Origin of the sequence: Streptomyces sp. HNM0645 (assembly GCF_030056615.1) — a bacterium.
Lineage (GTDB): Bacteria > Actinomycetota > Actinomycetes > Streptomycetales > Streptomycetaceae > Streptomyces > Streptomyces marianii.
Genome location: NZ_JASHLT010000019.1, coordinates 12,600 through 34,457, shown reverse-complemented (window position 1 = coordinate 34,457; position 21,858 = coordinate 12,600). Strand labels below are relative to the sequence as shown.

Genomic DNA, 21,858 nt, shown 5'->3' with positions numbered 1-21,858 from the left:
CGCAGCGAGACGAACCCGGCGTCCTCCGGCACCGTGAACGACGCCTCCCACGCCGCGGAAGCCCCGCGCCCGCAGAACCCACAGTCGATAAAGGCGCACGTACTTCGCGAATCCCTGATTTCCCCATGTCCTGGCCTCGGCCGACGATTCTGCGCCACGGCCCGGGCCTTGCCGCAAGGCCCCGCCTTCGCTATGAGTTGAAGGCGGCAAGGAGTAGGTAACCTCCTTGCCTTTGCTTGTTGCCGTCCGCTGTGGACGGACAAGACCCTCCCGCAACGCGGCCCGCGATGCCGATCGGCAGCCGAGGCGTGGTCGCCGAAGGCGGCGATCCTCGCCCAGACCGCACCGCGTGTGAGGGTCGGCGTCCCGGCTGACTGGGTGGATCACCTCCGGGCGTCGCCGGGTGCGAGCAGGCTGGTGACTTCGGAGATCGCCTGGGCCGAGGGCTTGAAGTAGCGGCGGAGGTTCTCCGGCTTCCTGTGCCGGGACTTGGCCATGAGCATCAGCAGAGAGGCGCCCTGCTCACCGAGGTGGGTCAGGGCGGAGTGGCGGTACTCGCGCAGGTCCCAGCCCGTTCCGGGACCACGCACCGCGGTGTGCTCGTCCAGCAGGGCGCGGGCCTGTCCGTAGGAAAGCCGGGCCAGCCCGGTGTCCGGGCAGACGTCGCGGGGGCTGACAACCTTGCCCGGCCCCGGACGGCGATGCGTGACGAACACCGGCCCGCGGGTTCGTCCCTTGAGCAGCCGGGCGGTGCCGGCGTCCCAGTAGACGGTCTCCCGTACGAAGTCCTCGCGTGCCTGGCCCCGACGGCGGGCCTTGGCACGGGCGCCCTCCGCCTTGACCGGGCAACGACGCCCGGCGAAGTCCAGCTCCTCAATGTTCACGCCCAGGATCTCCTCCGCCCGCGCAGCGGTCTCGTAGAGCATCCGCCACAGCGTCTTCTCCCGCAGATGGACCTCGCGCCGCGCGATCAGGCGGTCGATCGCCATCTTCGAGCGGGCCGGGGTCTCGGAGTCCGGCACCGCCAGACGCTTCGCCCACGCCGGGACCATCGGCCCCTCGTAGCCGCGCTCACGGCACCAGCCGAGCCAGGACAGCACCCCCGCCCGACGGGAGTTCCACGTGTTCACCGCCGCGGTGCCCCACAGCAGCTCCAGAGCCTCACCGATCTCATCGTCCGCCACCGACGCCAGCGGCCGAGCCTCGCCGAGCCGTTCGGCGATCTTCCCCACCCCGACCCCATAGTTCCGGACCGTGTTCGCGTTGCCGAGCGAGTCGAGGAACACGTCTGCCGCCGCCCGGACAGTCAGTGCCTTCCCGGTCGGCAGCTCTACGACGGTGGGCACCACTTCCCCCTTGCCACAGATGACAGGGGCGCTTCACGCGGCGACCGGAGAACGTCACCGCAGGTGACGGATCACGCTACCGCAGATACTGGGGTGTTATCCGTGGGACGACTTCAGACGGGTCCGGCCGCCGACGTTCCGTCAGCCGCCCACCAGGGCCAACGGAGGCTTAGCGCCGGTTTTCGTTCCGATGTTCGTCGACCCCCGAATATGACACAGCTATATGGATGACGAGCAGTCAGCAATCCGGTGACGGACCGGATGTCGGACCGTCGTGCCACCCCGAAGCTGCTAGCTGTAAGCGCCGAACACGTTGACGTTCCGGAAGAAGGCCGGTGAAGCCCGGTCGGCCTCCGACGACTTCCTCAAGAAAGGTCTGGGATGCCCAAGATCTTCGGCGCTGCACTGCTCGTCCTCGCACTCGCGGCCGCCCCGTCGGCCACCGCGGTCACCGGCACGACCGCCCAGCCCGGCCAGACCGCCGGTCAGACCACCGGCCGGTACATCGTGACGCTCGAGCACACCCCCGCGGCCGAAAGCGCCGACGCCGCCGTGAACGCGGCCGTCGGGCGGGCGTCGTCCATGGGCGCCGTCGTGGTGCACGTCTACCGGCACGCCCTGCAGGGCTACGCGGCGTCGATGACCGCGGCAACGGCGGCCGCGCTCGCGGACGAGCCGGGGGTCCGGTCCGTGGAACCCGACCGTCCGGTGCGAATCGCCGCCCAGACGGTGCCGACCGGGGTGGACCGGGTGGAGGCCGACCTCAGCGCGACCGCCGCGATCGACGGCAAGGACACCCGGGTCGACGCCGACGTGGCGGTCATCGACACCGGTATCGACGCGAACCACCCGGATCTCAACGTGTACGAGGCCGGGGGCAAGAACTGCTGGCTGCCGATCCTTCCGCCCATGGACCTGCACGGTCACGGCACGCATGTGGCCGGCACGATCGGCGCCCTCGACAACGGCACGGGAGTGGTCGGCGCGGCACCGGGCGTACGGCTCTGGCCGGTCCAGGTGCTCAGCCCGTTGGGTTCCGGCAGCACCTCGAACGTCGTCTGCGGCATCGACTACGTCACCGAGCACGCCGACGAGATCGACGTCGTCAACATGAGCCTGGGCGGCTCGGGCAAGGACGACGGCAACTGCGGCAAGACCAACAACGACGCCATGCACCAGGCGATCTGCAACTCGGTGGCGAAGGGCGTCACCTACGCCGTCGCCGCCGGCAACGACCACACCGACGCGGCCGGCTTCGTCCCGGCCGCCTACGACGAGGTGATCACGGTCAGCGCGCTGGCCGACTTCGACGGCAAGCCGGGCGGCCTCGGCCGCCCCACGTGCCGCACGGACCGGGACGACACCTTCGCCGACTTCTCCAACTACGGGCGGGACGTGGACCTGATCGCCCCCGGCGTGTGCATCCGCTCCACCTTCAAGTTCGGCGGCTACTCCACCCTGTCCGGCACCTCCATGGCAGCCCCGCACGTCGCGGGCGGCGCGGCCCTCTACCGGGCCACCCACCCTGGCGCCTCCCCCGCCGCGGTCAAGTCGGCCCTGGTGACGGCGGGCGGCATGGACTGGACCTGGCCGTCGGAGGACGGTGACGGCATCAAGGAGCCCCTGCTCCGGCTCCGTTCGTTCTGACCCCGCGCGATCCCGGCGGGGGAGGGAGAACCCGCCTCCGGGACTCCCCTGCCGGGGACGGGGATCGGGGCCCCGCCCCCGACGGGGGGACGGCGGAAGGACCCGGGACCGGGACGGATGGGGCAGGACCGGGACCGGAGGTCCGTGCCGGGGACGGCCCTCGGCACGGCCCCCGGGGCGCGGGCGGCACGGGCCCCGGAACGTCACGGACTCACGGAACCCGGGCCCCACGGAGTTCACGGAACTCCCGGCGGCACGGACCTCCGGGCGGCACGGACCTCCGGGCGGCACGGACCTCCGGGCGGCACGGACCTCCGGGCGCCGCCGCCGTGACCGGTGCCCGGGACTCACGGCGTCGGCCGGCGGGCGTCGTAGCGCAGGAAGCCGCGACCGCGCAGCGCCAGGAGGGCGACGGCGAGGACGCAGGCGAGCCCGCCGCCGGTGACGGCGACGGTGGGCGAGGTGACGTCGGCGACCGAGCCGGCGAGGAAGTCGCCGAGGCGGGGGCCGCCCGCCACGACGACGACGAAGACCCCCTGCAGGCGGCCGCGCATCTCGTCCGGCGCGGCCGCCTGCAGCATGGTGTTGCGGAAGACCATGGAGACCGTGTCGGCGCATCCGGCGAGCGCGAGGAACAGCAGCCCGAGCCAGAGGTTCCTGGTCAGGCCGAACACGGCGATCGCGGTACCCCACGCGGCCACGGCGAGCAGGATCGCCGCACCGTGCCGCCGGATGCGCCCCTGCCAGCCGGAGAACACCCCGCCGAGCAGGGCGCCGACGGCGGGCGCCGCGACGAGCAGGCCCGTCGTACGGGCGTCGCCGCCGTACCAGAGCCCGGCCACGGCCGGGAAGAGCGCGCGCGGATGGGCGAGGATCATCGCGCAGAAGTCGGAGAAGAACGTCATGCGGATGTTCGGCCGGGTGGCGAGGAAGCGCAGCCCGTCGAGCACGGACGCGCGGCCGCGCTCCGCGCCGTCGCGGTCGGGCAGCATCGACGGCAACCGCCACATCGCGTACAGCGCGGCTCCGAAGGCGACGAAGTCGACGACGTACGCGGCCTGGTAGCCGCCGTAGCCGACGATCAGTCCGCCCAGCATCGGGCCGATCAGCATGCCGGACGTCATCGTCATGGAGGAGAGGGCGTTGGCGGCGGGCAGCTGCTCGGGCGGCAGCAGCCTCGGGATCATCGCGCTGCGGGCCGGTGCGTTGAGCGCGGCGCACACGGCCTGGAGCGCGACGACGCCGTACAGGAACCACACGTGGTGGAGAGCCGCGAACGCGGCCGCGGCGAGCGCGGCGGACAGCCCGGCGGAACCGGCCGCACTCCACAGCCCCAGCACCCGCCGGTCCACGGTGTCGGCGACGGCGCCGCCGTACAGGCCGAAGACGACCAACGGCACGAGGGAGAAGAGGCCGACGAGCCCGACGGAGAACGTCGAGTGCGTGATGTCGTACACCTGGAGCGAGATCGCCAGTGTGGTCATGCCCTGGCCGATCCAGGAGACCGTGTTGCCGAACCACAACCGCCGGTAGTGGGCGGAGAGGCGCAGCGGTGTGAGGTCGGCGAGGATGCGGGGCCCCCGGGCGGGGGTGCCGGTGGCGGTCACCGGTGCACGGTCGCACGGCGGCGGGCGGCTATGAGCGACATGGCGAAAGTATATTGACGCACCTGAGCGAGCCCCTTACACGCGGTCAGGCCGCACCAACCGACGCGAAGCGGGGCCGGGTCGCATGAACCCCCCACGAGGTTCACCGCCGTCCGAGCCCCGACGGAGCGGGAGCGGCTGCCCGCGTGCCGGCGGCCCCGGCGGTGGCGGGCGGTGGGGCGCGGGCGCCCCGGGGACCGACGGGGGGCGGTCACCGGGGAACGCTCAGCGGCCGCCGGAGACCCGCAGGACGGTCCCCGTCGTGAAGGAGGCGTCGTCCGAGAGGAGCCAGGAGACGGCTCCGGCGATCTCGGACGGCTCTCCCGGCCGGCCGAGCGGGGTCACCGCGGCCACCTTCCGGGGCCGGTCGGGATCGCCCATGGCCGCGTGCATGCCGGTGTTGACGGTGCCGGGGGCGACGGCGTTGACGCGGATGCCCTGCGGGCCGAGTTCCTTGGCCAGGCCGACGGTCAGGGCGTCGGTCGCCGCCTTCGTCGCCGCGTAGTGGACGTACTCGCCGGGCGCGCCGAGCGTCGCGGCGGCCGAGGAGATGTTGACGATCGCGCCGGAACCGTGCGCGGCCATGTCGCGGGCCGCGCGCCGGCAGCACAGCAGACAGCCGAGCAGGTTCACGTCGATGACCCGGCGCAGGTCCTCGGTGCGGGCGTCGGCGAGCCGGCCGAGCGGGCCCGTGACACCGGCGTTGTTCACCAGCCCGGTCACGGCGCCGAGTTCCGCCGCCGCGATGTCGAACAGTCGCTCGACCGCCGTCTCGTCGGAGGTGTCCGCCCGTACGGTGACGCAGCGCGCGCCGGCGGCGCGCACGGCCCGGGCGACCTCCTCGGCGGCCGCCGCGTTGCTGACGTACCCGAGAGCGAGGTCGTGGCCGTCGGAGGCCAGCCGGACGCAGATCGCCGCGCCGATGCCACGGCTCCCGCCCGTGACGACGGTGACCGGACGTGTCATGGGGCTCCTCCCGAGCCGTCTCCTGCCCGCGCCGGACGTTCCGCGGGCGTTCCGGGGCCAACTCCATCACAGCCGGGGGCCGGCGCCGGTGCGCGGGCGCGTGGACGTGCAGGCGCGCAGGTTGCGGGCCAACCCGGGTAGGCGCAGGGTGAACAGGCGCAGGGTTAACCGGTGCGTGGACGCACCACGGACCCGAGAGGACACCGATCCTGATGAGCAAGCACAACGCCAAGGCGCGGCAGATCAAGGGAAAGCTGAAGGAGACCCTCGGGAAGACCATGGGCGACAAGTCCATGCAGCGCTCGGGCCGGAGCGACATGCTGCGCGGCAAGGCGCAGGAGATGGCGGAGAAGGCGGCCGACCAGGTGCGCAGGCACACCAGGCACCACTGAGACGTCCGGCCGGCCTCCGGGCCCCGCGGTCAGTCGATCCGCAGGGCCAGCAGGCACGCGTCGTCCTCCAGACCGGGAGCGGTGTGGGCGGAGACCAGGGCGTCGACGGTCTCCTCCGGTGACAGCGGCCCTTCGCGCGCGAGGCTGCGGACGAGTCCGCCGAGCGAGTCCTCGATGTCCTCGCCACGCCGCTCGATCAGGCCGTCGGTGTAGAGGAGCAGGAGGTCGTCCGGCTCCAGCGGCACGGTGGCGATCTCGTACACGTACCCGGGGATCAGCCCGAGCAGGGGTCCGGCGTGGTCGCCCGGAAGGAGCGCGGCCCCGCCGCCCCGGCGCAGTACGGGCGGCGGATGGCCGGCGCACGCCCAGTGCAGGGTGCGGTGCTCGATGGACCCGACCACGGCGGTGGCGGTGAGGGCGCTGGGATCGCCGCACATCATCTGGTTCAGCCACGTCGCCATGGCTCCCGGATCCGCCCCGGTCTGGGCCAGCCCGGCCAGTGCGTGACGCTGCTGGGCCATCCGTGCGACGGCCTCCAGGCCGCGGCCGCTGGCGTCCCCGATGGCCAGGAGCACCCGGCCGTCGGCCAGCAGCCGGCATTTGTACCAGTCGCCGCCGACCGCGGCCTCGCGCTCGGACGGGAGATAGGCCGCGGCGACGGCGATGCCGGCCTCGGCGAGCCGGGCGGAGTGGGTCGGCAGCAGCGCCTCGCGCAGCCGGGACGCCACCTTGCGTTCGACGGCGGCCTGCTGGCGCAGCACCTCGGTCTCCCTGCGGGTCTCCGCCAGGCGCCGGAGGCTGCGCATCTGGGGCGTCAGGTCCCTCGCGACGAGATGGATCGCCCACGGCCGGCCGTCGGTGCCGGCGAGCGGCCGGCCGAGCACGTCCAGGGTGCGGACCTCGTCCCCGACGACGAACCGGATACGGGTCCAGGGCGTGTCGGTCCCGGCGAGGAGGGTCCTGACGCACTGCGCGAACCGCGGGACGTCGTCGGGGAGCAGCGCGTCGCACAGTTCCGTCAGCGACCACGTCCGGCCGGGAGCCGTGCGGAAGATGCGGTGCAGCCCGTCCGACCAGGTGGTCGCTCCGGACAGCAGGTCCCAGTTGCCCCACCCCAGGGAGACCAGCTTCTCGGCGTCGCTGGTGAGGAGATCGGCCTCGGTGAGGGCGGGGCGCCAGGTCGCCAGGATCCGGTCCCCGCTCGCGGCCGCGTCGCAGAGCAACTGGACCCTCCTGAGGCGCCCCTCCCGCCGCTCCGTGTAGTCCAGGGCCCACCCGTGCAGCGGCCGCCCGGTCCTGAGGACGCGGGCGAGGGCCTCGACCAGTCCGGCGGACGCCGCCCCGGGCCGTACGGTCAGCAGCCGCTGCCCCACCAGCAGGCCCAGGGGTTCGAGCCATTCGGCGGACCGGACGCGGTTGCCGGCCGCGATGACGAAGTCGACCAGGGCCGCCCCCTCCTCTCCCCTGCCGTCGTCCCACACCGGCGCGAGGAGGGCGGTGGCCAGCGGGACGGCCGGGAGCGCCGCGGTGAGGTACGCCCAGGGGTCGCCGCCGTCCGCGGCCCCCGCGCCGGCATCCCGGTCCTGCCCATGGGCCCGCTCGATGGGCCCCCCGTCCCGCGGCACGGCGGCGTCCCCGGCGGGCACGGAGACCGGGGACGGCCGGGTGGCCCGGGCGGGGGTGGAGCCGCCCACGTCGGCGCGCAGGCCGGCGATCTCCTGCTCGATGACGCGCTTGAGCGCCCGCACGTCCTCGCGCGGGACGGGTACCTGTTCCTCGGCACCGACCGGACGCGCGTCGTCGGTGCGCGGCATGAGGCCTCCCTGATTCCCTCGATTCCAGGTAGGTCGGCGCTCACCGGGGTCGTACCCCCATCTTCCCCCACCCGTCCGGCAGGGAGGTCCCGGAGGGCCGGGGCAGGACGGGGCCGGACCCCCGGCGCGGCACTGCCGGGCCGGGCCCGGGGACCGCGAGGAGAGTCAGTTCAGTGCCAGGACCTCCCGGGCGGCACGCTCTCCGGAGCGCACCGCGCCCTCCATCAGCCCGTGCATCTGCGTCGCGGTCTCCGTGCCCGCCCAGTGGATCCGGCCGACCGGCTCGCGCAGCGCACGGCCGTAGCCGGTCAGTGCCCCGGGCGGGAAGTGGCCGATCATCCCGCCCGCGGACCATGCCTCCGCGGACCAGTCGGTCTCCAGGTGCCCCAGGGGATGCAGGGCCTCCGGGCCGAACCGCTCCGCCAGCGCGTGCAGCCACACGTCCCGGCGCTCCTTGGGGTCCAGCCGGCCGAGCCGTACGGCCCCGGGTCCGAAGGCGTAGCTGCTCAGCACGCCGGGCCTGCCCCTCGGTGGGGTCTGGTCGATGGTCACGGGGACGGCCGACAGGGGGGCGAGCGTCTGCCCGGACAGGCGCCGACCGCGCCAGAACGCCTCGGGGTACGAGGTGTGGACGCGGATGATCGCCCCGGGCGTCATCCGCTGCCGCAGATGGACCGCGGCGGGCGGCAGTGCCGGCTCGAACAGGATGTGCCCGGCGAGCACCGGCGGTACGGCGACGATGACCCGGCGTGCCCGTACCGTCAGCGCGTCGGTGCCCACCTCGGCGTCGTTCCCGTTCTGGACGATCCGCCGGACCGGACTGTCCAGGCGCACGGCGTCGCCCAGCCCTTCGGCCATCCGCCGGGCCAGCTCCGGCGTCCCGCCGTCGAGGAGATGCGTCTCGGTCCTGCCGCTGTCGGTGTAGTAGTCGAACCCTCCGCCGCCCCGTGCCAGGACCAGTGCGCCCAGCAGGGAGACCTCGGCGGGGTCGGTGCAGAACAGCAGGCTCATCGTCGCCTTCAGCACGGTGTGCGCCGTCCCGGAGGGCACGTTGAGCGGATCGGCGAGCCACTGCCCGAGCGTGCGGGCGTCGAGCGTCCGAGCGTTCGGGGCCAGCCAGGGGGCGTCGGCGGGGAGCCGCCGCGCCATCGCGTTCAGCCGCGCGAAGGCCAGCCCCAGGGAGGCGAGCGTCGCCGGACCGGCCTTGGGGATGCTCCCCCGGTAGCGGTGGTCGACGCCGTCGAGGCGCAGGACGTGGTCGCCGTCGTCGTACTGCGGATACGCCCGGAGCCCGTACTCCCGGGCGAGCCGGAACATCCTCGCCTGGCCGTCCCCGAGCCAGGTCCCGCCCGCGGAGACGACGGTGCCGTCGGGCAGTTCCCGGTTCCACACCCGACCGCCCACGCGGTCCCTGGCCTCGAGCACGACCACCTCCCGGCCCGCGTGCGCCAGGTTCCGCGCGGCCGCCAGACCCGCGAATCCGGCACCGACCACACACACGTCCACCGTCGTCCGCTCCATGAGGGCACCTCCACGGGGCAGCCTCACCCGCCGGAGGCGACGGCGCTCGGTGGGTGAACCGCCCGTGCGGCACTTGGGGCCGTCCGGGCGACGCACCACCCGCCCGGGAAGGTCCCGCGCACCCACCGGGCGCGGTGGCCCGTGCCCTCGCCCGGCCCGGGCACCCGGCCGGACCGGGACGCCAACGGCCACCACCGGACGCGAAGTTACCCGTGCCACGTTTCCGCCGACGGTTGAACGCCCGCTCGCGGGCCCTCGTTGACCCCGGTAACCGGTGATTCGTCCAGACCGGTGAGTGAGCGAGGTCCGCACATGCCGAGGTTCCTTACGCACCGCACCCGGCTCCGCCCGGCGTCCCTGGTCCGCAGCCCGGCGCGTCCGGCGGCCCGCGGTTCCCGCCCGCGGCTCGCGTACTGAGCGGTCGTGCCCATGGACTACTGCGCGCCCTGCCACCGCACCCTCAACGGCGCCGTGACGTGCCCCGAATGCGGTGCGTACGACTCCGCGATGGCCGACGCGGACGGGGTTCCGCCGGCCACCACGCCGGTGGCGGAGACCCGCCCCGACGAGGAGCCGGCTCCCGGCGGGCCCCCCGCCGCTGCCCCGGCCCCGGCGCATGTGGCTCCCCCGGCCACGGCCGATACGGCCACGCCGCCGGGCCTTGCGGCGACGACACCTGTGGCCACGGCCTCTGACCGTAGGGCCGAGACACATGTGGCCGACGCCCACCGTCCCCGGCCACGGGAGTGGAGGACGTACGCCGGCCGGACTCTCGCCGCTGCCGCCTTCGCGGTACTGGGCGGCCTGGGCACGTCCTCGCTGCTGGAGGACGGCTCCACGGTCCTCCCGCGGGCCGCGCCGAGCCCGGAACTGCCGTCCCCCGACGGTCCCCGGGAACACGGCACCGCAGGGCCGACGGCCTCGGCCGCACCGGAACGTCCGGCCACCCACCCCGCCAGGGGAGCCGCCCGGGAGAGCAACGGCGCTGCGCCCAGTCGTCCTCAGACCACACCCGCCACCCCGGAGCCTCCGGCCGTCCCCACTCCGGAACCCGCCCCCGACACGGCCCCTCCGCCGGTGACCGCCGGGCCGAGCACCCGCCCCTCCACCGGCCTCCCGGCCCCTTCGCCCTCGCCGACGGCCCCCATCTCACCGAGCCCCAGCGGCAGTACGGGCGCCTCGCCCACGGGCAGCCCCACCCCCGGCACCACGGAGGTGCCGGTGACCGAAGCCCTGCCCAAACTGGTGCCGCTCCCGGCGAGCGTGCGCCGGAGCGTCGCCGGCGGTGCCGCGCTCACCGGAAGGTGACCGGCGACACACCGGCGCGGGACGCCTCGCGCGCCGGGTGACCCCGGGCGGGCGGGGTGCGCCTCGGTCGGCACCTCCCGACGTAGCGCCGGCCGAGGCACCACACAGCACGTCCAGGCACACTGACGAAGGGGGCAAGGACGTGACCACTATCCGGGAACGTCCCGCGACCGACGCGCGGGGACTGTCCGTTCGGCCGCGATGCCCGGCGGGCATCGCGGCCGAACGGGTCCGCATGTCGGGCCGACCGGCCCTCGTCGGACGGCACCCGGGCCCGTGAGGATCGAGGCACCCGGGGACGGCCGAAGAGGCCGTGCCCCATGACGTTCACGGAGGCCATCGCATGACTCGCCCTGTCACTGTAGGAGTGGACGGATCCCGGGAGGGCCTGGCCGCGGCTGACTGGGCGGCCCGCGAGGCCTCGCTCCGCGGCGTGCCCCTGCGCATCGTGCACGCCTGGCTCTGGCAGCCCCTGGACGTCCCCGTCGTCCAGGACAGGAAAGTACAGGCCGACGCCGCCAACGCCGTTCTGCTGGAGGCCGAGACACACGTGTCCGACCGGTATCCGGACCTCTCGGTCACAGCCGAAGTGGTGCCCGATACGGCGGTTTCCGCCCTGCTCTCCGAGGCTGAGCGGGCCGGCATGCTGGTCATCGGATCGCGCGGGTACGGGGCGATCGCCGGTTTCCTGCTCGGCTCGTACGGTCAGCAGGTGATCGCGAGTGCGACGTGCCCGGTGGTGTCGGTCCGGGCCCGCGACGGGCAGCACGAGCCGGAAGGCGGGGAGGTCGTCGTGGGCCAGCAGGGTGGGGCCGAGGACAGTGACGCCGTACTGGCGTTCGCCTTCGAGGCTGCTGCGGCACGAGGCGCGACCGTGCGAGCGGTGAGGGCCTGGAGCCTGCCGCCCATCTACGCCTACAGCCCGGGTTCGATGCGCCTCGCCGATGAGGCGGGAGGGCTGGAACCGTTCGAGAGGAAGACGCTGGAGCAGGCGCTCGCTCCGTGGCGGGAGAAGTTCCCCACCGTGCCGGTGATCGCGCACGTGGAGATCGGAAGCGCGGGGCAGGTGTTGCTGTCGGCCGCCGCCCGGGCGCAGCTGCTCGTGCTCGGCCGCCGGGAACGCCGTTCCCCCGTCGGTACCCGCATCGGGTCGGTGGCCCATGCCGCTCTGCATCATGCCCGCTGCCCTGTCGCACTGGTGCCGCACGCCTGAGTACCGATCGGTCCACGCCAGGCCGGGGTCTCCCGGGCCCGGGTCCTGCGATACGGGACCCGGGCCTGGTCCCCCGTCGGTACCCCGGCTCCGAGAGAAACCGGAGCCCCGAACCGCCCCTGTGCGGGGCGGTTCGGGGCTTCCGGTTCCGGACGCGGGGCCTCAGTGCCGTGAGCGCGGCTCATGCGCCGGGGAGGCTGGGCCCGCCTGGCCTCCATGAGCCGCCAGTGCCTGCGTGGCGATGACGGCGGCCTGGACCCGCCGTTCCACACCCAGCTTCGCCAGCAGCCGGGAGATGTTGTTCTTGACCGTCTTCTCCGCCAGGTAGAGGCGCTTGCCTATCTCCCGGTTGGTCAGTCCCTCGCCCACGAGTGCCAGGATCTCCCGCTCTCGGTCGGTCAGCGCGGGGAGCCCCTGAGGCTGTTCGTTCTGTTCGCCCTCGCCCCGCAGACGTGCCATCACGCGGGCCGTGGCGCCGGGATCCAGCATGGACTGGCCGGAGGCCACCGTCCGCACGGCGTGGACGAGGTCGGTGCCGGTGATCTGCTTGAGGACGTAGCCGGACGCCCCGGCCATGATGGCGTCCAGCAGCGCCTCCTCGTCGTCGAACGAGGTGAGCATCAGGCAGGCCAGGTCGGGCATGCGGGAACGCAGTTCGCGGCACACGCTCACGCCGTCGCCGTCCGGGAGGCGCACGTCCAGTACGGCGACCTGCGGGCGCAGCGCCGGCACCCGCACCAGAGCCTGTTCGGCGGTGGCCGCTTCGCCGACCACGGTCAGGCCGGGCTCGGCGTCCAGCAGGTCGTGCACTCCGCGGCGCACCACCTCGTGGTCGTCCAGGAGGAACACCCTGACCGCGTCCTTCTCGATGGGTCCGCCACTGCTGTCCGTCATCACACACTCCGTATCGGCTGGGTTCGTCCGCCGGGGCGGACCCTCTGCATGGTGTCCTCGTACGGGCCGAACGGCCAGGGTCGAACGGCCCTGATTCCCCCTGCCCGAGGAAGCTCCTCCCGCGCTGCGCGTCCCTGTCGTTCCGTCACCCCGCCCGGTGGCCAACGCGTCGGAAGCGTCTCCGGCTTCGGCACCGTCGCCCATCGTGCCTGAGGACACCGCCGGGGGTCTCCCCCTGACACCGTCGTCGCGGACCGGGAGGGACCAGCGGCCCTGTGTCGGGGGCCTGAGGGCCTGCCGGCCACGGCCGGTCATCTGGTGGACTTCCGGAGGTCGGCCGAGCCGGCGAGACCGGCACCCCCTGACGACGCCCCGGCGGAGAGGCCCCGAACTCATGGCTTCGATCACCCTGACCACGACGGCAACGAACGACGGCACCACGGCCGTCGCCCTCTCCGGCGAGCTCGACATAGCCACCGCCGGACAAGTCGAGCTGGATCTGGCTCACTTGGTCGTCGGCATGGTCCGCGAACTGCGCCTGGACCTGTCGGGCGTCACGTTCTGTGACAGCTCCGGAGCCGACCTGTTCGTACGGGTGCACCGACACTGTGCGGCGACGGGCGTGCGACTTCATCTGTGCGCTGTGCCGCACCCCTGCGCGACGGTGTTTCGCGTGCTCGGCGTGGACGACACCGTCCCCTGCTCCTTTGCCTGACCACCGCCCGCCCCGGGGCGTGCCGTCACTGGTCGTCCGGCTGACCGGGAACGCCGGAAAGGTCCGTTCGGCCCTGTCGTCGCGGCACCCCCTGGGGAACGCTGGCTGTCACGGCAGCGAGCTGCTTCGAGCACGGAGCAGGAGCAAAGGGTGGGCATGATGGACGACGAAGCAACGCAGCGGGCAGGGGGGAGCCGCCTCACGGTGGCACCCCGGCGCATGACGCGACTCGACCGCGTCGAGGCTCTGAGCCTGCTCGGCACCGTGTCGCTCGGGCGCATCGTCTTCACCGAACGGGCCCTGCCCGCTGTCCGCCCGGTCAATCACCTCATGGACGGCGAGGACATCATCGTCCAGCTGCACGAAGGCGCGACGCTCACCTCGATCGTGGCGCCCACCGACGAGGTGGGTGTGGTCGTGGCCTACGAGGCCGACGTCATCGACCCCGACACCCATCTCGGCTGGAGCGTCGTCGTCACCGGCTACGCCCGCCGGATCACGGATGATGAGGAACTCGCCCGCTACGCGGCAAGGCTCCGCCCGTGGGTGGCGCATCCCGTGATGAACGCAGCCCTGCGCATCCGGCCCGACCTGGTCACGGGTTCGAGGCTCACGGCCTGAGCCGTGCGCCGACGCCGCGGGGTGCCCGTCCCTTCATCCCGCGTCGCCGGCGGCGAACGGGGCCCGCCATACGAGCCGGCTGCCGCCCTCGGCCGGGGTACGGATGTCCAGGGTGCCGCCCATGCTGCTCGCGCGTTCGGCGAGGTTGCGCAGTCCGCTGCGCCTGCCGTCGGCCGGTATCCCCTTCCCGTCGTCGGTCACGGTGAGGACGACCTCGTCCGCCGTGGCCTGCAGGGAGACCTCCACACGCGCCGCCTGCGCGTGCCGGGCGGCGTTGCTCAGTGCTTCACCGAGAGCTGCCATGACGTGGTCGGCCACCGCAGGGGGGACGTCCGTGTCCAGCAGGCCCTCCATACTCAGGCGCGGCGGGAATCCCAGCGCCGCTCCGGCTTCGCCGACGGCGCGGGCGACGCGCGCGCGCAGACTCGGCTCGGTCTCGTCCTCACGCGCCCGCAGGCCGAAGATCGTGGAACGGATGATCTTGATGGTTTCGTCCAGGTCCCCGACCGCGCGCTGCACACGCTCCGCGGCCCCGGCGTGCTCGACGAGACGCGCGGCACTCTGCAGTGTCATGCCGGTGGCGAACAGCCGTTGGATGGCCAGGTCGTGCAGGTCACGGGCAATACGGTCGCGGTCCTCCAGCAGCGCGAGATGCTCGGCGTCGCGTCGGCGCTCGGCCAGCTCCAGCGCCAGCGCGGCCTGTCCGGCGAAGGTCAGCAGGGGCTGCAGCTCCCACTCGGTGAAGGCCGGATCGCCGGCGGCGCGCGCCAGGAGCAGGACTCCTCGGGTGTCCTTGGCCGCCGTGCCCAGGGGTACGGCCACGGCCGGCCCCAGTCCCTCGAAGTGCCGGGATCCTGCGGTGCAGCGGGCGTCATCGGCCAGTCCCGCCGTGGTCACCGGCGTACCCGCCCGATAGGCGGCGCCCGACAGGGTACCTTCGGCCGGCACCACCAAGCCCCGGCGCGTGTCGTGGTCGCCGCCGATGGCCAGCTCGACGAGCAGGTCGTCGGTACCGGTGACGGGCACGGACACGTCGGCGACGAGGGCGTCGGTGATCTCCCGGGCGCGGCGGGCGATCAGCTCCAGTACCTCGAGCCGGGGCTTGCCGGAGAGCAGGCCCTTGGTGATCTCCGCGTTCGCCTGCAGCCACCGCTGCTGGCGCTGCGACGCCTCGTACAGCCGGGCGTTGTCGATGGCCACACCGGCGGCCACGGAGAGCGTGGAGATCACCGCCTCGTCCTCGGCGTCGAAGTCCTGGCCGCCGCGCTTGTCGGTCAGGTAGAGGTTGCCGAACACCTCGTCGCGCACCCGGATCGGCACACCGAGGAACGTACGCATCGGCGGGTGGTGTGCGGGGAAGCCGTACGACGCCGCGTGGGCGCCGAGATCGGTGAGGCGGAGTGACTCGGGGTTGCGGATCAGCTCACCGAGCAGGCCGTGTCCGGCCGGCAGCGGACCGATCCGGGCGATCTCCTCCTCCGTCAGCCCGGCGGTGAGGAACTGCGACAGCGTCCGACCGTCCGGGCCGATCACGCCCAGAGCCGCGTACTGCGCGTCGACCAGCTGAGCGGCGGCCTCCGCGATGCGCCGCAGCACCTGGGAGAGATCGAGCTCGCGGCCCACCGAGACCACGACCTCCAGGAGGCTGTGCACCCGGTCGCGCGTGCCGCGGGCCGCGTTGATGCGCGCCTGCAGCTCGTCCAGCAGCTCGTCGAGCCGCATCTGAGGCATACGTGACAACGACTCCTCGACGCTCACACGATTCCTCTCCGCCTTCACCCGCTGAACGCGGACAGCCTATAGGTCCGTGCGGGTGAAGACGGCGCCCAGACGGGAGGCAGGGGGATGGATCGGCGTAAAATGCCGCGCGCATGATGTCCCCCATGCCATCGGGCATCGGCACACGGGGGTTGACCGGGGCACACCGGTCCCCGTAGGCGTTGAGGGCCTGCTGAGGCAGGGCAGCCGTGAACGTCTCCTCGTCCATGCCGACCCCTCGGAACGACGGCTCGACACCGACGGCGTCCCGCAGGCGCTCCACCGCCGTGGCGTAGGAGGCCACGCCCCTCGGCAGGTGCGCCGGCCGGCAGTCCCGGAGCGCGCGCGATGTCCTGGAAGCGTTCGGGCGCCCGGTAGCTCTCGTACCGTCGATGCGGAGGCGGCACGGGCCATGGGGGCGAACTGGACCACTCCGGTCCTCCAACAGTCCCTGGGGAAGGCTCTGCTCAGTTCCGCTCCCGGGAACAGCGCAGGGGAAGGACCGGTGCGGCTCGCCCTCGCCGCCAGGCGGGGCCGTATGGCGCGCTCAGGGGTCAACAGGCCCCTGGGAGCGCCCCGGAGCGTTCGGAACAGTGAGGGCGGCACTGGGCACCGAGTCCAGTGGACGACAGACTAAGGGGGTGTGCCATGGCGGGGTTGCTTGCCATCGGCGCCATCACTTCGATCGGTTTCGGCGCCATCCTCACCTTCGCCGTGGACTGGCACTGGCGCAGCGCCGACCGGCCGCTCGTCGGACTGATCATGATGGCCGTCGGGGTCATCGCACTCGCTGCCGCCACAAGCGCGGAACGCCAGGGCGGTGGGACGGGGAAATCGCCCTGAGCATGGTCTCCGTGAGTGCGGACCACCCACGGAGAGCGGTGGAAACGCCGCCAAGAGGCGTGCGGCAATCCCGGGTTGTGGACCGAAGGGCCCTCCCGAGTGGCCGAACAGCCCGCGAAAGCCGGGCAACCGGGTACAGGTCGGCCCGGGGGGGCCACCCGAACGGCACTGACCTCGAACGGCGGGCCGGAGCAAGGCTGGGGGGCGACCGAGAAGGAGCCTTTCCATGAACCGTCTCAAGTCCAGTCCGATCGTCGACGTCCTGGTGAACAGCCGTGGGCCGGTACCCGAGGGCGCGTCTGATTACGCCCGGGAGAAGATGCTCGCGGCGATCGCGCACGTGAGTTCGCCCGTCCTGGCCGTTCGGGCACAGCTCACCCAGGCGGCCAACCCGTCGGCGAGCCGTCCGGCCACAGCTCAGGCAGTGGTGGACGTGAACGGGCGCCCGGTGCGCGCTCACGTTGCCGCGGACACGATGTTCGAGGCGGTCGACCTCCTGCAGGACCGGCTGGCCGCACGACTGGCCCGTACCCGGCGGCACGTCGGTTCGGAGCACCGCGGGGGTCCGGCCGCCGAGGAGGCGTCGCGGGGGCACCGCCGTCACGGGCGCCGCCCCGACCGGCAGCAGCCGGCCGAGGAGCGTCGCGTCGTGCGGCACAAGTCGTTCGGTCTGGGCCTGCAGACACCCGAGGACGCCGTCATCGACATGGAGTCCATGGGCTACGACTTCTGGTTGTTCACCGACATGGCGTCGGGACGTGACAGCGTGGTCTACCGCGACGGCCGTACCGGCCGGCATCGCGTGGCCTCGGCGGGCGCGGTCAGCCCGGCGCACGAAGCCGGACCCCTTCTGGGTGTGGGTTCCGCTCCGGTGCCCGAGTGCAGCCTCGACGACGCCGTCCGGCGCATGCGTCTCACCGGACTTCCGTTCCTCTTCTTCGCCGACTCCGCCACCGGCCGGGGACGCGTGCTGTACCACAGGCGCGACGGCCACTACGGGTTGATCACTCCCGCCCGGTAGAACTGCCGCGGCTCACGCCGCGTGCGCCGCCCGGCACGCGCGTCGGCCCCGCCGCACGAGCTGTGCCGCGCCGGCGCGACCGCCCCCGCGGCCGTCGTCCCTCACAACCGGCCCTTCCCGACCGCGTTGTCCGACTGTGCCGCCCGAGGCGGCACCCGCCTCCCGTCGGTCCGCGCGAGGGCGGGGTCCCGGCCCGGAAGCGCCGTCACGGCGCTTCCGGGCCCTGCTGCGTTCGGCCCGCGCCCGCTGCCGCGTTCGCACGCCGGGGCTCTGCCCCGCGGGCGGCGGACGGGTTGCCCGTCCGCCGCCGCCCGGCACCGATGCCGCCCCCTGAGGGCGGAACGGCGGTGGGTCGTTCGTGGAGGGAGTCGGCAGCCGGCGCGCGTACCGGGGCCCGGAGGGGGCGAGGGAGCCCCGCGTGCGGGGTCGGGGCGAACCCCCCGATCCCGTCCCTCTGACTCGGCGGGCGCCGCCCGTCTTCCGGCGGCAGCCGGACGCGAGGCACGTGCCGGCGTACGCGCGGACGGCCGGCAACCGGGGGCCCGGTCGCCGGCCACGGACACGGCCGTCTCGCGCTCGCGCGTCAGTCCAGGGTCGCCCCGATCGCGAGGAATCCGGCGATGACCACCAACAGCGCCCCCATGAGCGGAGCCATGAACCTCAGGTACCGGTCGTAGCGGACCCCGGCCAGCGACAGTCCGCCCATGACGACGGCTGAGGTCGGGGTGATCAGGTTCACCCAGCCCGAGGCCGACTGGTAGGCGGTCACCACGAGAGCCCGGCTGACTCCCGCGAAGTCGGCCAGCGGCGCGAGGATCGGCATGGCCAGGGCCGCGTGCCCCGACGAGGAAGGCACGAAGAAGGCGAGCGGGATGTTGACGAGGAACATCAGGATCCCGAAGATGCCGGAGGACGCACCGGATACCGCGCTGTGCAGGCCGTCGAGGACGGTGTCGGTCACGGCGGCGTTGTTCATGACGACGGTGACCCCGCGAGCCAGCATGACGATGACCGCCGCCCCGACGAAGTCCCCGGCCCCGCTGGTGATCGCGGTCGCCGTGCCCTTCTCCCCCAGGCCGCCGATCAGGCCGACGGCGATCGCCGCGACGATGAACAGGGCGGCGAGCTCGGGGAAGTACCAGCCCAGCGTGGGCAGGAAGGTGATGTGCAGGTCGGCCCACGGGACCACGGCGAGAATCATGAAGAGGAAGGTGCCCGCGAAGGTCCACAGCACGGTGCGCTGACGGCCGGTGAGCTGCTCGGCCTCCTGAGCGTCGCTCCCGAGGAGGCGGTCCTCCTCCGTGACGGGAACGAGTGACCGGGCGGGGTCCGCGAGGACCCGCCGCGCGTAGCGCACCACGTAGGCCGCAGCCAGCGCCGTCAGACAGACCCACATCACCAGCCGCAGGACGATCCCGTCGCCGGTACCGACGCCCGCGCTGTCGGAGGCGACCCCGGTGGCGAAGGGGTTGACGGTGGACGCGAGCGTGCCCACGCCGGCGCCGACCATGATGACCGTCGCGGCGACCATGCGGTCGTATCCCAGGGTGAGCATGAGCGGGATCATCAGTCCGTAGAAGCCGAGGGTTTCCTCCGCCATGCCGTAGGTGGTGCCGCCGAGGGAGAAGACCGTCAGGAGCACCACGAGGAGCAGCGTCCTGTGGCCCCGCAGGCGGTGCGCGAGACGAGCGACGCCGCGGGTGAGAGCGCCCGTGCGCATGGTGACGGTGATGAAGGCGCCGACCGCCAGGATGAAGAGGAACACCCCGGCCGCTCCGGCGAAGTCGCCGCTGCCGCCAGGCGCGGTGAGTGCGCTCTCGGGGTCGGTGACTCCGTACAGGCCGTTGACGGGTGCGAGGAAGAGGTCCCTGAGCCGGTCCCAGAACCCGGTCGTCAGCTCCACGGGGTGGTAGGTACCGGGGACCGGACCGCCGTCCTCGGTGTCGTAGCGGCCGGCGGGTATGACGAAGGTCAGGGCCCACACCCCCACCGTCACCGCTGCCAGGACGGTGAAGGCCGAGGGGAAGGCGAAGCGGCGCTTGACGGCGGGGGCACCGTGCGGGTCGCTGTCCTGTTCCGCGGGCTCCGGCCCGGGGGAGACGTTGCTGGGGCTGCTGGTGGTCATCTCGGTTCCTGGGGAGCGTAGGGGCCGCCGTCACCTCGACGGCCGCTGGGTGTGACGACGGTGCCGGTGGCGCCGTCGAGGATGGCCTGCGCGTCGTCGAGGGCGCCGATGGCGGCCATGCCGCCGGTCAGTTCCACGAAGCGGCAGGCGGCGTCGACTTTGGGGCCCATCGACCCGGCGGGGAAGTGGTGCGTGCGCAGCCGGGCCGGGGTCGTACGGCCGATGGGTTGCGCTTGGGGGGTGCCGTGGCCGGTTTCGACGTGGGGTACGTCGGTGAGCAGCAGCAGCGCGTCGGCGTCGAGGGCCTCGGCCAGCAGTGCTGCGGTGAGGTCCTTGTCGACCACGGCCTCGACGCCGGCGAGTTGTCCCCGCTCGTCCCGGATGACGGGTACGCCGCCGCCTCCCGCGCAGACGGCCACGGCACCGGAGTTCAGAAGCAGGCGGATCAGGCGCGTCTCGACGACGCGTTGCGGGCGGGGCGAGGGCACGACGCGCCGCCATCGCGTGCCGTCCTGCTTGACCGTCCAGCCGCGTTCGGCCGCCAGCCGCTCGGCCTCGGCCCGTCCGTAGACGGGACCGACGAACTTTTCGGGGTCGGCGAACGCAGGGTCGGCGGCGGAGACGAGGGTCTGGTTGAGCAGGGCGCAGACCTGGTGGCCCGGCAGGGCGTTCTGCAGGGACTGCAGCAGCCAGTAGCCGATCATGCCCTGGGTCTCCGCCCCCAGGACGTCGAGAGGGTACGGACGGGCCAGGGAGTGGTCGGCTGCGCTCTGCAGGGCGAGGACACCGACCTGCGGGCCGTTGCCATGGGTGATCACCAGCTCGTGACGGTGGGCGAGTGGCGCCAGGGCGGCTACCGCCGCCTGGATGTTGGCCAGTTGTACGGCGGCGTCCGGCCGGTCCTCCCGGCGGAGCAGGGCGTTGCCGCCCAGTGCGACGACGACGCGCATGGGATGCCTTTCACGGGGTGCGGAGGTGGAGCATCAGTCGGCGAGGGTGGCGACCAGGACGGCTTTGATGGTGTGCAGACGGTTCTCCGCCTGGTCGAAGACGATGGAGTGGGCGGACTCGAAGACCTCGTCGGTGACTTCCATGGCGGTCATCCCGGTCCGAGCGGCGATCCTCGCGCCGACGGTGGTGTCGCTGTCGTGGAAGGCCGGCAGGCAGTGCATGAACTTCACCCGCGGGTTTCCGCTCGCCGTGAGCACGTCCATGGTCACCTGGTACGGCTTGAGCAGGGCGATCCGCTCGTCCCACATCTCCGGGGGCTCCCCCATGGACAGCCACACGTCGGTGTAGACGAAGTCGACGCCCGCCACGCCCTCGGCGACGTCCTCGGTCACGGTGATCCGCGCGCCCGTGGGTGCTGCTGCCCCGCGGGCCTGCGCCACCAGCTCGGGGGCACCGTGCAGGGCCCGGGGACCGACCATGCGCACGTCCATGCCGAGCATCGCGGCGGTGATCAGGAGGGAGTTGGCGACATTGTTCCTGGCGTCGCCGAGGTAGGCGAACGACACCTGGGACAGCGGTTTGTCGGTGTGCTCCCACATGGTCAGCACGTCCGCGAGCGACTGCGTGGGGTGCCACTGGTCCGTCAGCCCGTTCCACACCGGCACCCCGGCGTACCGGGCCAGTTCCTCCACCAGGCGCTGATCGCTGCCGCGGTACTCGATGCCGTCGTAGTAGCGCCCCAGGACCCGGGCGGTGTCCTTGATGGACTCCTTGTGGCCGAGCTGCGAACTGGAGGGCTCCAGATAGGTCACATGGGCGCCCTCCTGGTGCGCGGCCACTTCGAAGGCGCAGCGCGTGCGTGTGGAGGTCTTCTCGAAGACGACCGCGATGTTCTTGCCGCGCAGGCGGGGCTCCTCGGTGCCCGCGTACCGGGCGCCCTTCAGCTGCGCGGACAGTTCGAGGAGGTGGCGGAACTCGGACGGGGTGAGATCGAGTTCCTTCAGGAAAGGACGGTGACGCAGATCGACGGCCATGCCGGCTCGGCTCCTTGGTTCTCGACGGGGAAAGGGGTCGTAC

At 72.9% G+C, this 21,858-nt stretch carries 18 protein-coding genes and 2 pseudogenes; 8 read left to right on the top strand and 12 right to left on the bottom strand.

Going from position 1 to position 21,858, the window contains the following annotated elements; all coding sequences use genetic code 11:
• Nucleotides 1-383: 383 nt before the first annotated feature.
• Nucleotides 384-1,346 carry a site-specific integrase gene (locus QMZ92_RS15955; RefSeq protein WP_283298043.1) on the bottom strand — a complete coding sequence of 321 codons (963 nt, stop codon included), beginning with the start codon at nt 1,344-1,346 and terminating at the stop codon, nt 384-386.
• A gap of 381 nt (nt 1,347-1,727) precedes the next feature.
• On the opposite strand from QMZ92_RS15955, the gene QMZ92_RS15950 reads away from it, so the two are divergent.
• A complete protein-coding gene (locus QMZ92_RS15950) occupies nt 1,728-2,993 on the top strand; it encodes a S8 family serine peptidase (protein ID WP_283298042.1) in 1,266 nt (421 codons plus the stop codon).
• A 347-nt stretch (nt 2,994-3,340) separates the two neighbouring features.
• Here QMZ92_RS15950 and QMZ92_RS15945 read toward each other — a convergent pair whose 3' ends face one another.
• Both QMZ92_RS15945 and QMZ92_RS15940 read right to left on the bottom strand, forming a co-directional pair.
• Nucleotides 3,341-4,600 carry an MFS transporter gene (locus QMZ92_RS15945; RefSeq protein ID WP_283298041.1) on the bottom strand — a complete coding sequence of 420 codons (1,260 nt, stop codon included), beginning with the start codon at nt 4,598-4,600 and terminating at the stop codon, nt 3,341-3,343.
• A gap of 264 nt (nt 4,601-4,864) precedes the next feature.
• Nucleotides 4,865-5,605, bottom strand: a complete 741-nt coding sequence (locus tag QMZ92_RS15940; protein WP_283298040.1) for an SDR family NAD(P)-dependent oxidoreductase — start codon at nt 5,603-5,605, stop codon at nt 4,865-4,867.
• 212 nt (nt 5,606-5,817) lie between these two features.
• Here QMZ92_RS15940 and QMZ92_RS15935 point away from each other — a divergent pair, with 212 nt between their 5' ends.
• On the top strand, nt 5,818-5,997 hold the full coding sequence (locus tag QMZ92_RS15935) for a CsbD family protein (RefSeq protein WP_138055446.1): 180 nt from the start codon (nt 5,818-5,820) through the stop codon (nt 5,995-5,997).
• A 29-nt stretch (nt 5,998-6,026) separates the two neighbouring features.
• Here QMZ92_RS15935 and QMZ92_RS15930 read toward each other — a convergent pair whose 3' ends face one another.
• Nucleotides 6,027-7,811 carry a PP2C family protein-serine/threonine phosphatase gene (locus tag QMZ92_RS15930; protein WP_283298039.1) on the bottom strand — a complete coding sequence of 595 codons (1,785 nt, stop codon included), beginning with the start codon at nt 7,809-7,811 and terminating at the stop codon, nt 6,027-6,029.
• Between the two features lie 165 nt (nt 7,812-7,976).
• Nucleotides 7,977-9,332 carry a flavin monoamine oxidase family protein gene (locus tag QMZ92_RS15925; protein WP_283298038.1) on the bottom strand — a complete coding sequence of 452 codons (1,356 nt, stop codon included), beginning with the start codon at nt 9,330-9,332 and terminating at the stop codon, nt 7,977-7,979.
• 429 nt (nt 9,333-9,761) lie between these two features.
• On the opposite strand from QMZ92_RS15925, the pseudogene QMZ92_RS36365 reads away from it, so the two are divergent.
• Nucleotides 9,762-10,181: pseudogene (locus QMZ92_RS36365) on the top strand (SCO2400 family protein); the annotation flags it as partial.
• Nucleotides 10,182-10,333: 152 nt separating this feature from the next.
• Here the strand turns inward: QMZ92_RS36365 and QMZ92_RS15920 are convergent.
• Nucleotides 10,334-10,573, bottom strand: a complete 240-nt coding sequence (locus QMZ92_RS15920; RefSeq protein ID WP_283298037.1) for a hypothetical protein — start codon at nt 10,571-10,573, stop codon at nt 10,334-10,336.
• 410 nt (nt 10,574-10,983) lie between these two features.
• Between QMZ92_RS15920 and QMZ92_RS15915 the strand changes: the two genes are divergently transcribed.
• Nucleotides 10,984-11,853, top strand: coding sequence for a universal stress protein (locus QMZ92_RS15915; protein ID WP_283298036.1), 870 nt, complete (start codon nt 10,984-10,986; stop codon nt 11,851-11,853).
• A gap of 162 nt (nt 11,854-12,015) precedes the next feature.
• Here QMZ92_RS15915 and QMZ92_RS15910 read toward each other — a convergent pair whose 3' ends face one another.
• Nucleotides 12,016-12,747: a response regulator gene (locus tag QMZ92_RS15910; protein WP_283298035.1), complete on the bottom strand. Its 732-nt coding sequence runs from the start codon at nt 12,745-12,747 to the stop codon at nt 12,016-12,018.
• Nucleotides 12,748-13,141: 394 nt separating this feature from the next.
• On the opposite strand from QMZ92_RS15910, the gene QMZ92_RS15905 reads away from it, so the two are divergent.
• Both QMZ92_RS15905 and QMZ92_RS15900 read left to right on the top strand, forming a co-directional pair.
• Nucleotides 13,142-13,462, top strand: coding sequence for an STAS domain-containing protein (locus QMZ92_RS15905; protein ID WP_283298034.1), 321 nt, complete (start codon nt 13,142-13,144; stop codon nt 13,460-13,462).
• A gap of 159 nt (nt 13,463-13,621) precedes the next feature.
• On the top strand, nt 13,622-14,083 hold the full coding sequence (locus QMZ92_RS15900; RefSeq protein WP_283298033.1) for a pyridoxamine 5'-phosphate oxidase family protein: 462 nt from the start codon (nt 13,622-13,624) through the stop codon (nt 14,081-14,083).
• Between the two features lie 33 nt (nt 14,084-14,116).
• Here QMZ92_RS15900 and QMZ92_RS15895 read toward each other — a convergent pair whose 3' ends face one another.
• On the bottom strand, nt 14,117-15,814 hold the full coding sequence (locus QMZ92_RS15895; protein ID WP_502962065.1) for a sensor histidine kinase: 1,698 nt from the start codon (nt 15,812-15,814) through the stop codon (nt 14,117-14,119).
• A 124-nt stretch (nt 15,815-15,938) separates the two neighbouring features.
• Nucleotides 15,939-16,230: pseudogene (locus tag QMZ92_RS15890) on the bottom strand (bifunctional acetaldehyde-CoA/alcohol dehydrogenase); the annotation flags it as partial.
• A 259-nt stretch (nt 16,231-16,489) separates the two neighbouring features.
• On the opposite strand from QMZ92_RS15890, the gene QMZ92_RS15885 reads away from it, so the two are divergent.
• The gene (locus tag QMZ92_RS15885) at nt 16,490-16,684 is read left to right on the top strand and encodes a hypothetical protein (RefSeq protein ID WP_283298032.1); all 195 of its coding nucleotides are present in this window, start codon (nt 16,490-16,492) and stop codon (nt 16,682-16,684) included.
• Nucleotides 16,685-16,910: 226 nt separating this feature from the next.
• Complete coding sequence (locus QMZ92_RS15880) at nt 16,911-17,705, top strand: ribosome hibernation promotion factor (RefSeq protein WP_283298031.1); 795 nt, start codon at nt 16,911-16,913, stop codon at nt 17,703-17,705.
• A gap of 583 nt (nt 17,706-18,288) precedes the next feature.
• Here the strand turns inward: QMZ92_RS15880 and QMZ92_RS15875 are convergent.
• Genes QMZ92_RS15875 through argF form a run of 3 tightly spaced genes read right to left on the bottom strand, consistent with a single transcriptional unit; the run spans nt 18,289 to nt 21,815 of the window.
• Complete coding sequence (locus tag QMZ92_RS15875) at nt 18,289-19,830, bottom strand: YfcC family protein (RefSeq protein ID WP_283298030.1); 1,542 nt, start codon at nt 19,828-19,830, stop codon at nt 18,289-18,291.
• Nucleotides 19,827-20,780, bottom strand: a complete 954-nt coding sequence (locus QMZ92_RS15870; protein WP_283298029.1) for a carbamate kinase — start codon at nt 20,778-20,780, stop codon at nt 19,827-19,829. Before QMZ92_RS15870 ends, QMZ92_RS15875 begins: the two co-directional genes overlap by 4 nt.
• 33 nt (nt 20,781-20,813) lie before the next feature.
• Complete coding sequence (gene argF / locus QMZ92_RS15865; RefSeq protein ID WP_283298028.1) at nt 20,814-21,815, bottom strand: ornithine carbamoyltransferase; 1,002 nt, start codon at nt 21,813-21,815, stop codon at nt 20,814-20,816.
• Nucleotides 21,816-21,858: the final 43 nt, after the last annotated feature.

Coding starts and splice junctions, on each gene's coding strand:
- QMZ92_RS15895 (WP_502962065.1), bottom strand. CDS start 15,814: ATGCCTCAGATGCGGCTCGACGAGCTGCTGGACGAGCTGCAGGCGCGC.
- QMZ92_RS15930 (WP_283298039.1), bottom strand. CDS start 7,811: ATGCCGCGCACCGACGACGCGCGTCCGGTCGGTGCCGAGGAACAGGTA.
- QMZ92_RS15905 (WP_283298034.1), top strand. CDS start 13,142: ATGGCTTCGATCACCCTGACCACGACGGCAACGAACGACGGCACCACG.
- QMZ92_RS15900 (WP_283298033.1), top strand. CDS start 13,622: ATGGACGACGAAGCAACGCAGCGGGCAGGGGGGAGCCGCCTCACGGTG.
- QMZ92_RS15950 (WP_283298042.1), top strand. CDS start 1,728: ATGCCCAAGATCTTCGGCGCTGCACTGCTCGTCCTCGCACTCGCGGCC.
- QMZ92_RS15875 (WP_283298030.1), bottom strand. CDS start 19,830: ATGACCACCAGCAGCCCCAGCAACGTCTCCCCCGGGCCGGAGCCCGCG.
- QMZ92_RS15880 (WP_283298031.1), top strand. CDS start 16,911: ATGAACCGTCTCAAGTCCAGTCCGATCGTCGACGTCCTGGTGAACAGC.
- argF (WP_283298028.1), bottom strand. CDS start 21,815: ATGGCCGTCGATCTGCGTCACCGTCCTTTCCTGAAGGAACTCGATCTC.
- QMZ92_RS15915 (WP_283298036.1), top strand. CDS start 10,984: ATGACTCGCCCTGTCACTGTAGGAGTGGACGGATCCCGGGAGGGCCTG.
- QMZ92_RS15940 (WP_283298040.1), bottom strand. CDS start 5,605: ATGACACGTCCGGTCACCGTCGTCACGGGCGGGAGCCGTGGCATCGGC.
- QMZ92_RS15925 (WP_283298038.1), bottom strand. CDS start 9,332: ATGGAGCGGACGACGGTGGACGTGTGTGTGGTCGGTGCCGGATTCGCG.
- QMZ92_RS15870 (WP_283298029.1), bottom strand. CDS start 20,780: ATGCGCGTCGTCGTCGCACTGGGCGGCAACGCCCTGCTCCGCCGGGAG.
- QMZ92_RS15910 (WP_283298035.1), bottom strand. CDS start 12,747: ATGACGGACAGCAGTGGCGGACCCATCGAGAAGGACGCGGTCAGGGTG.
- QMZ92_RS15885 (WP_283298032.1), top strand. CDS start 16,490: ATGGCGGGGTTGCTTGCCATCGGCGCCATCACTTCGATCGGTTTCGGC.
- QMZ92_RS15935 (WP_138055446.1), top strand. CDS start 5,818: ATGAGCAAGCACAACGCCAAGGCGCGGCAGATCAAGGGAAAGCTGAAG.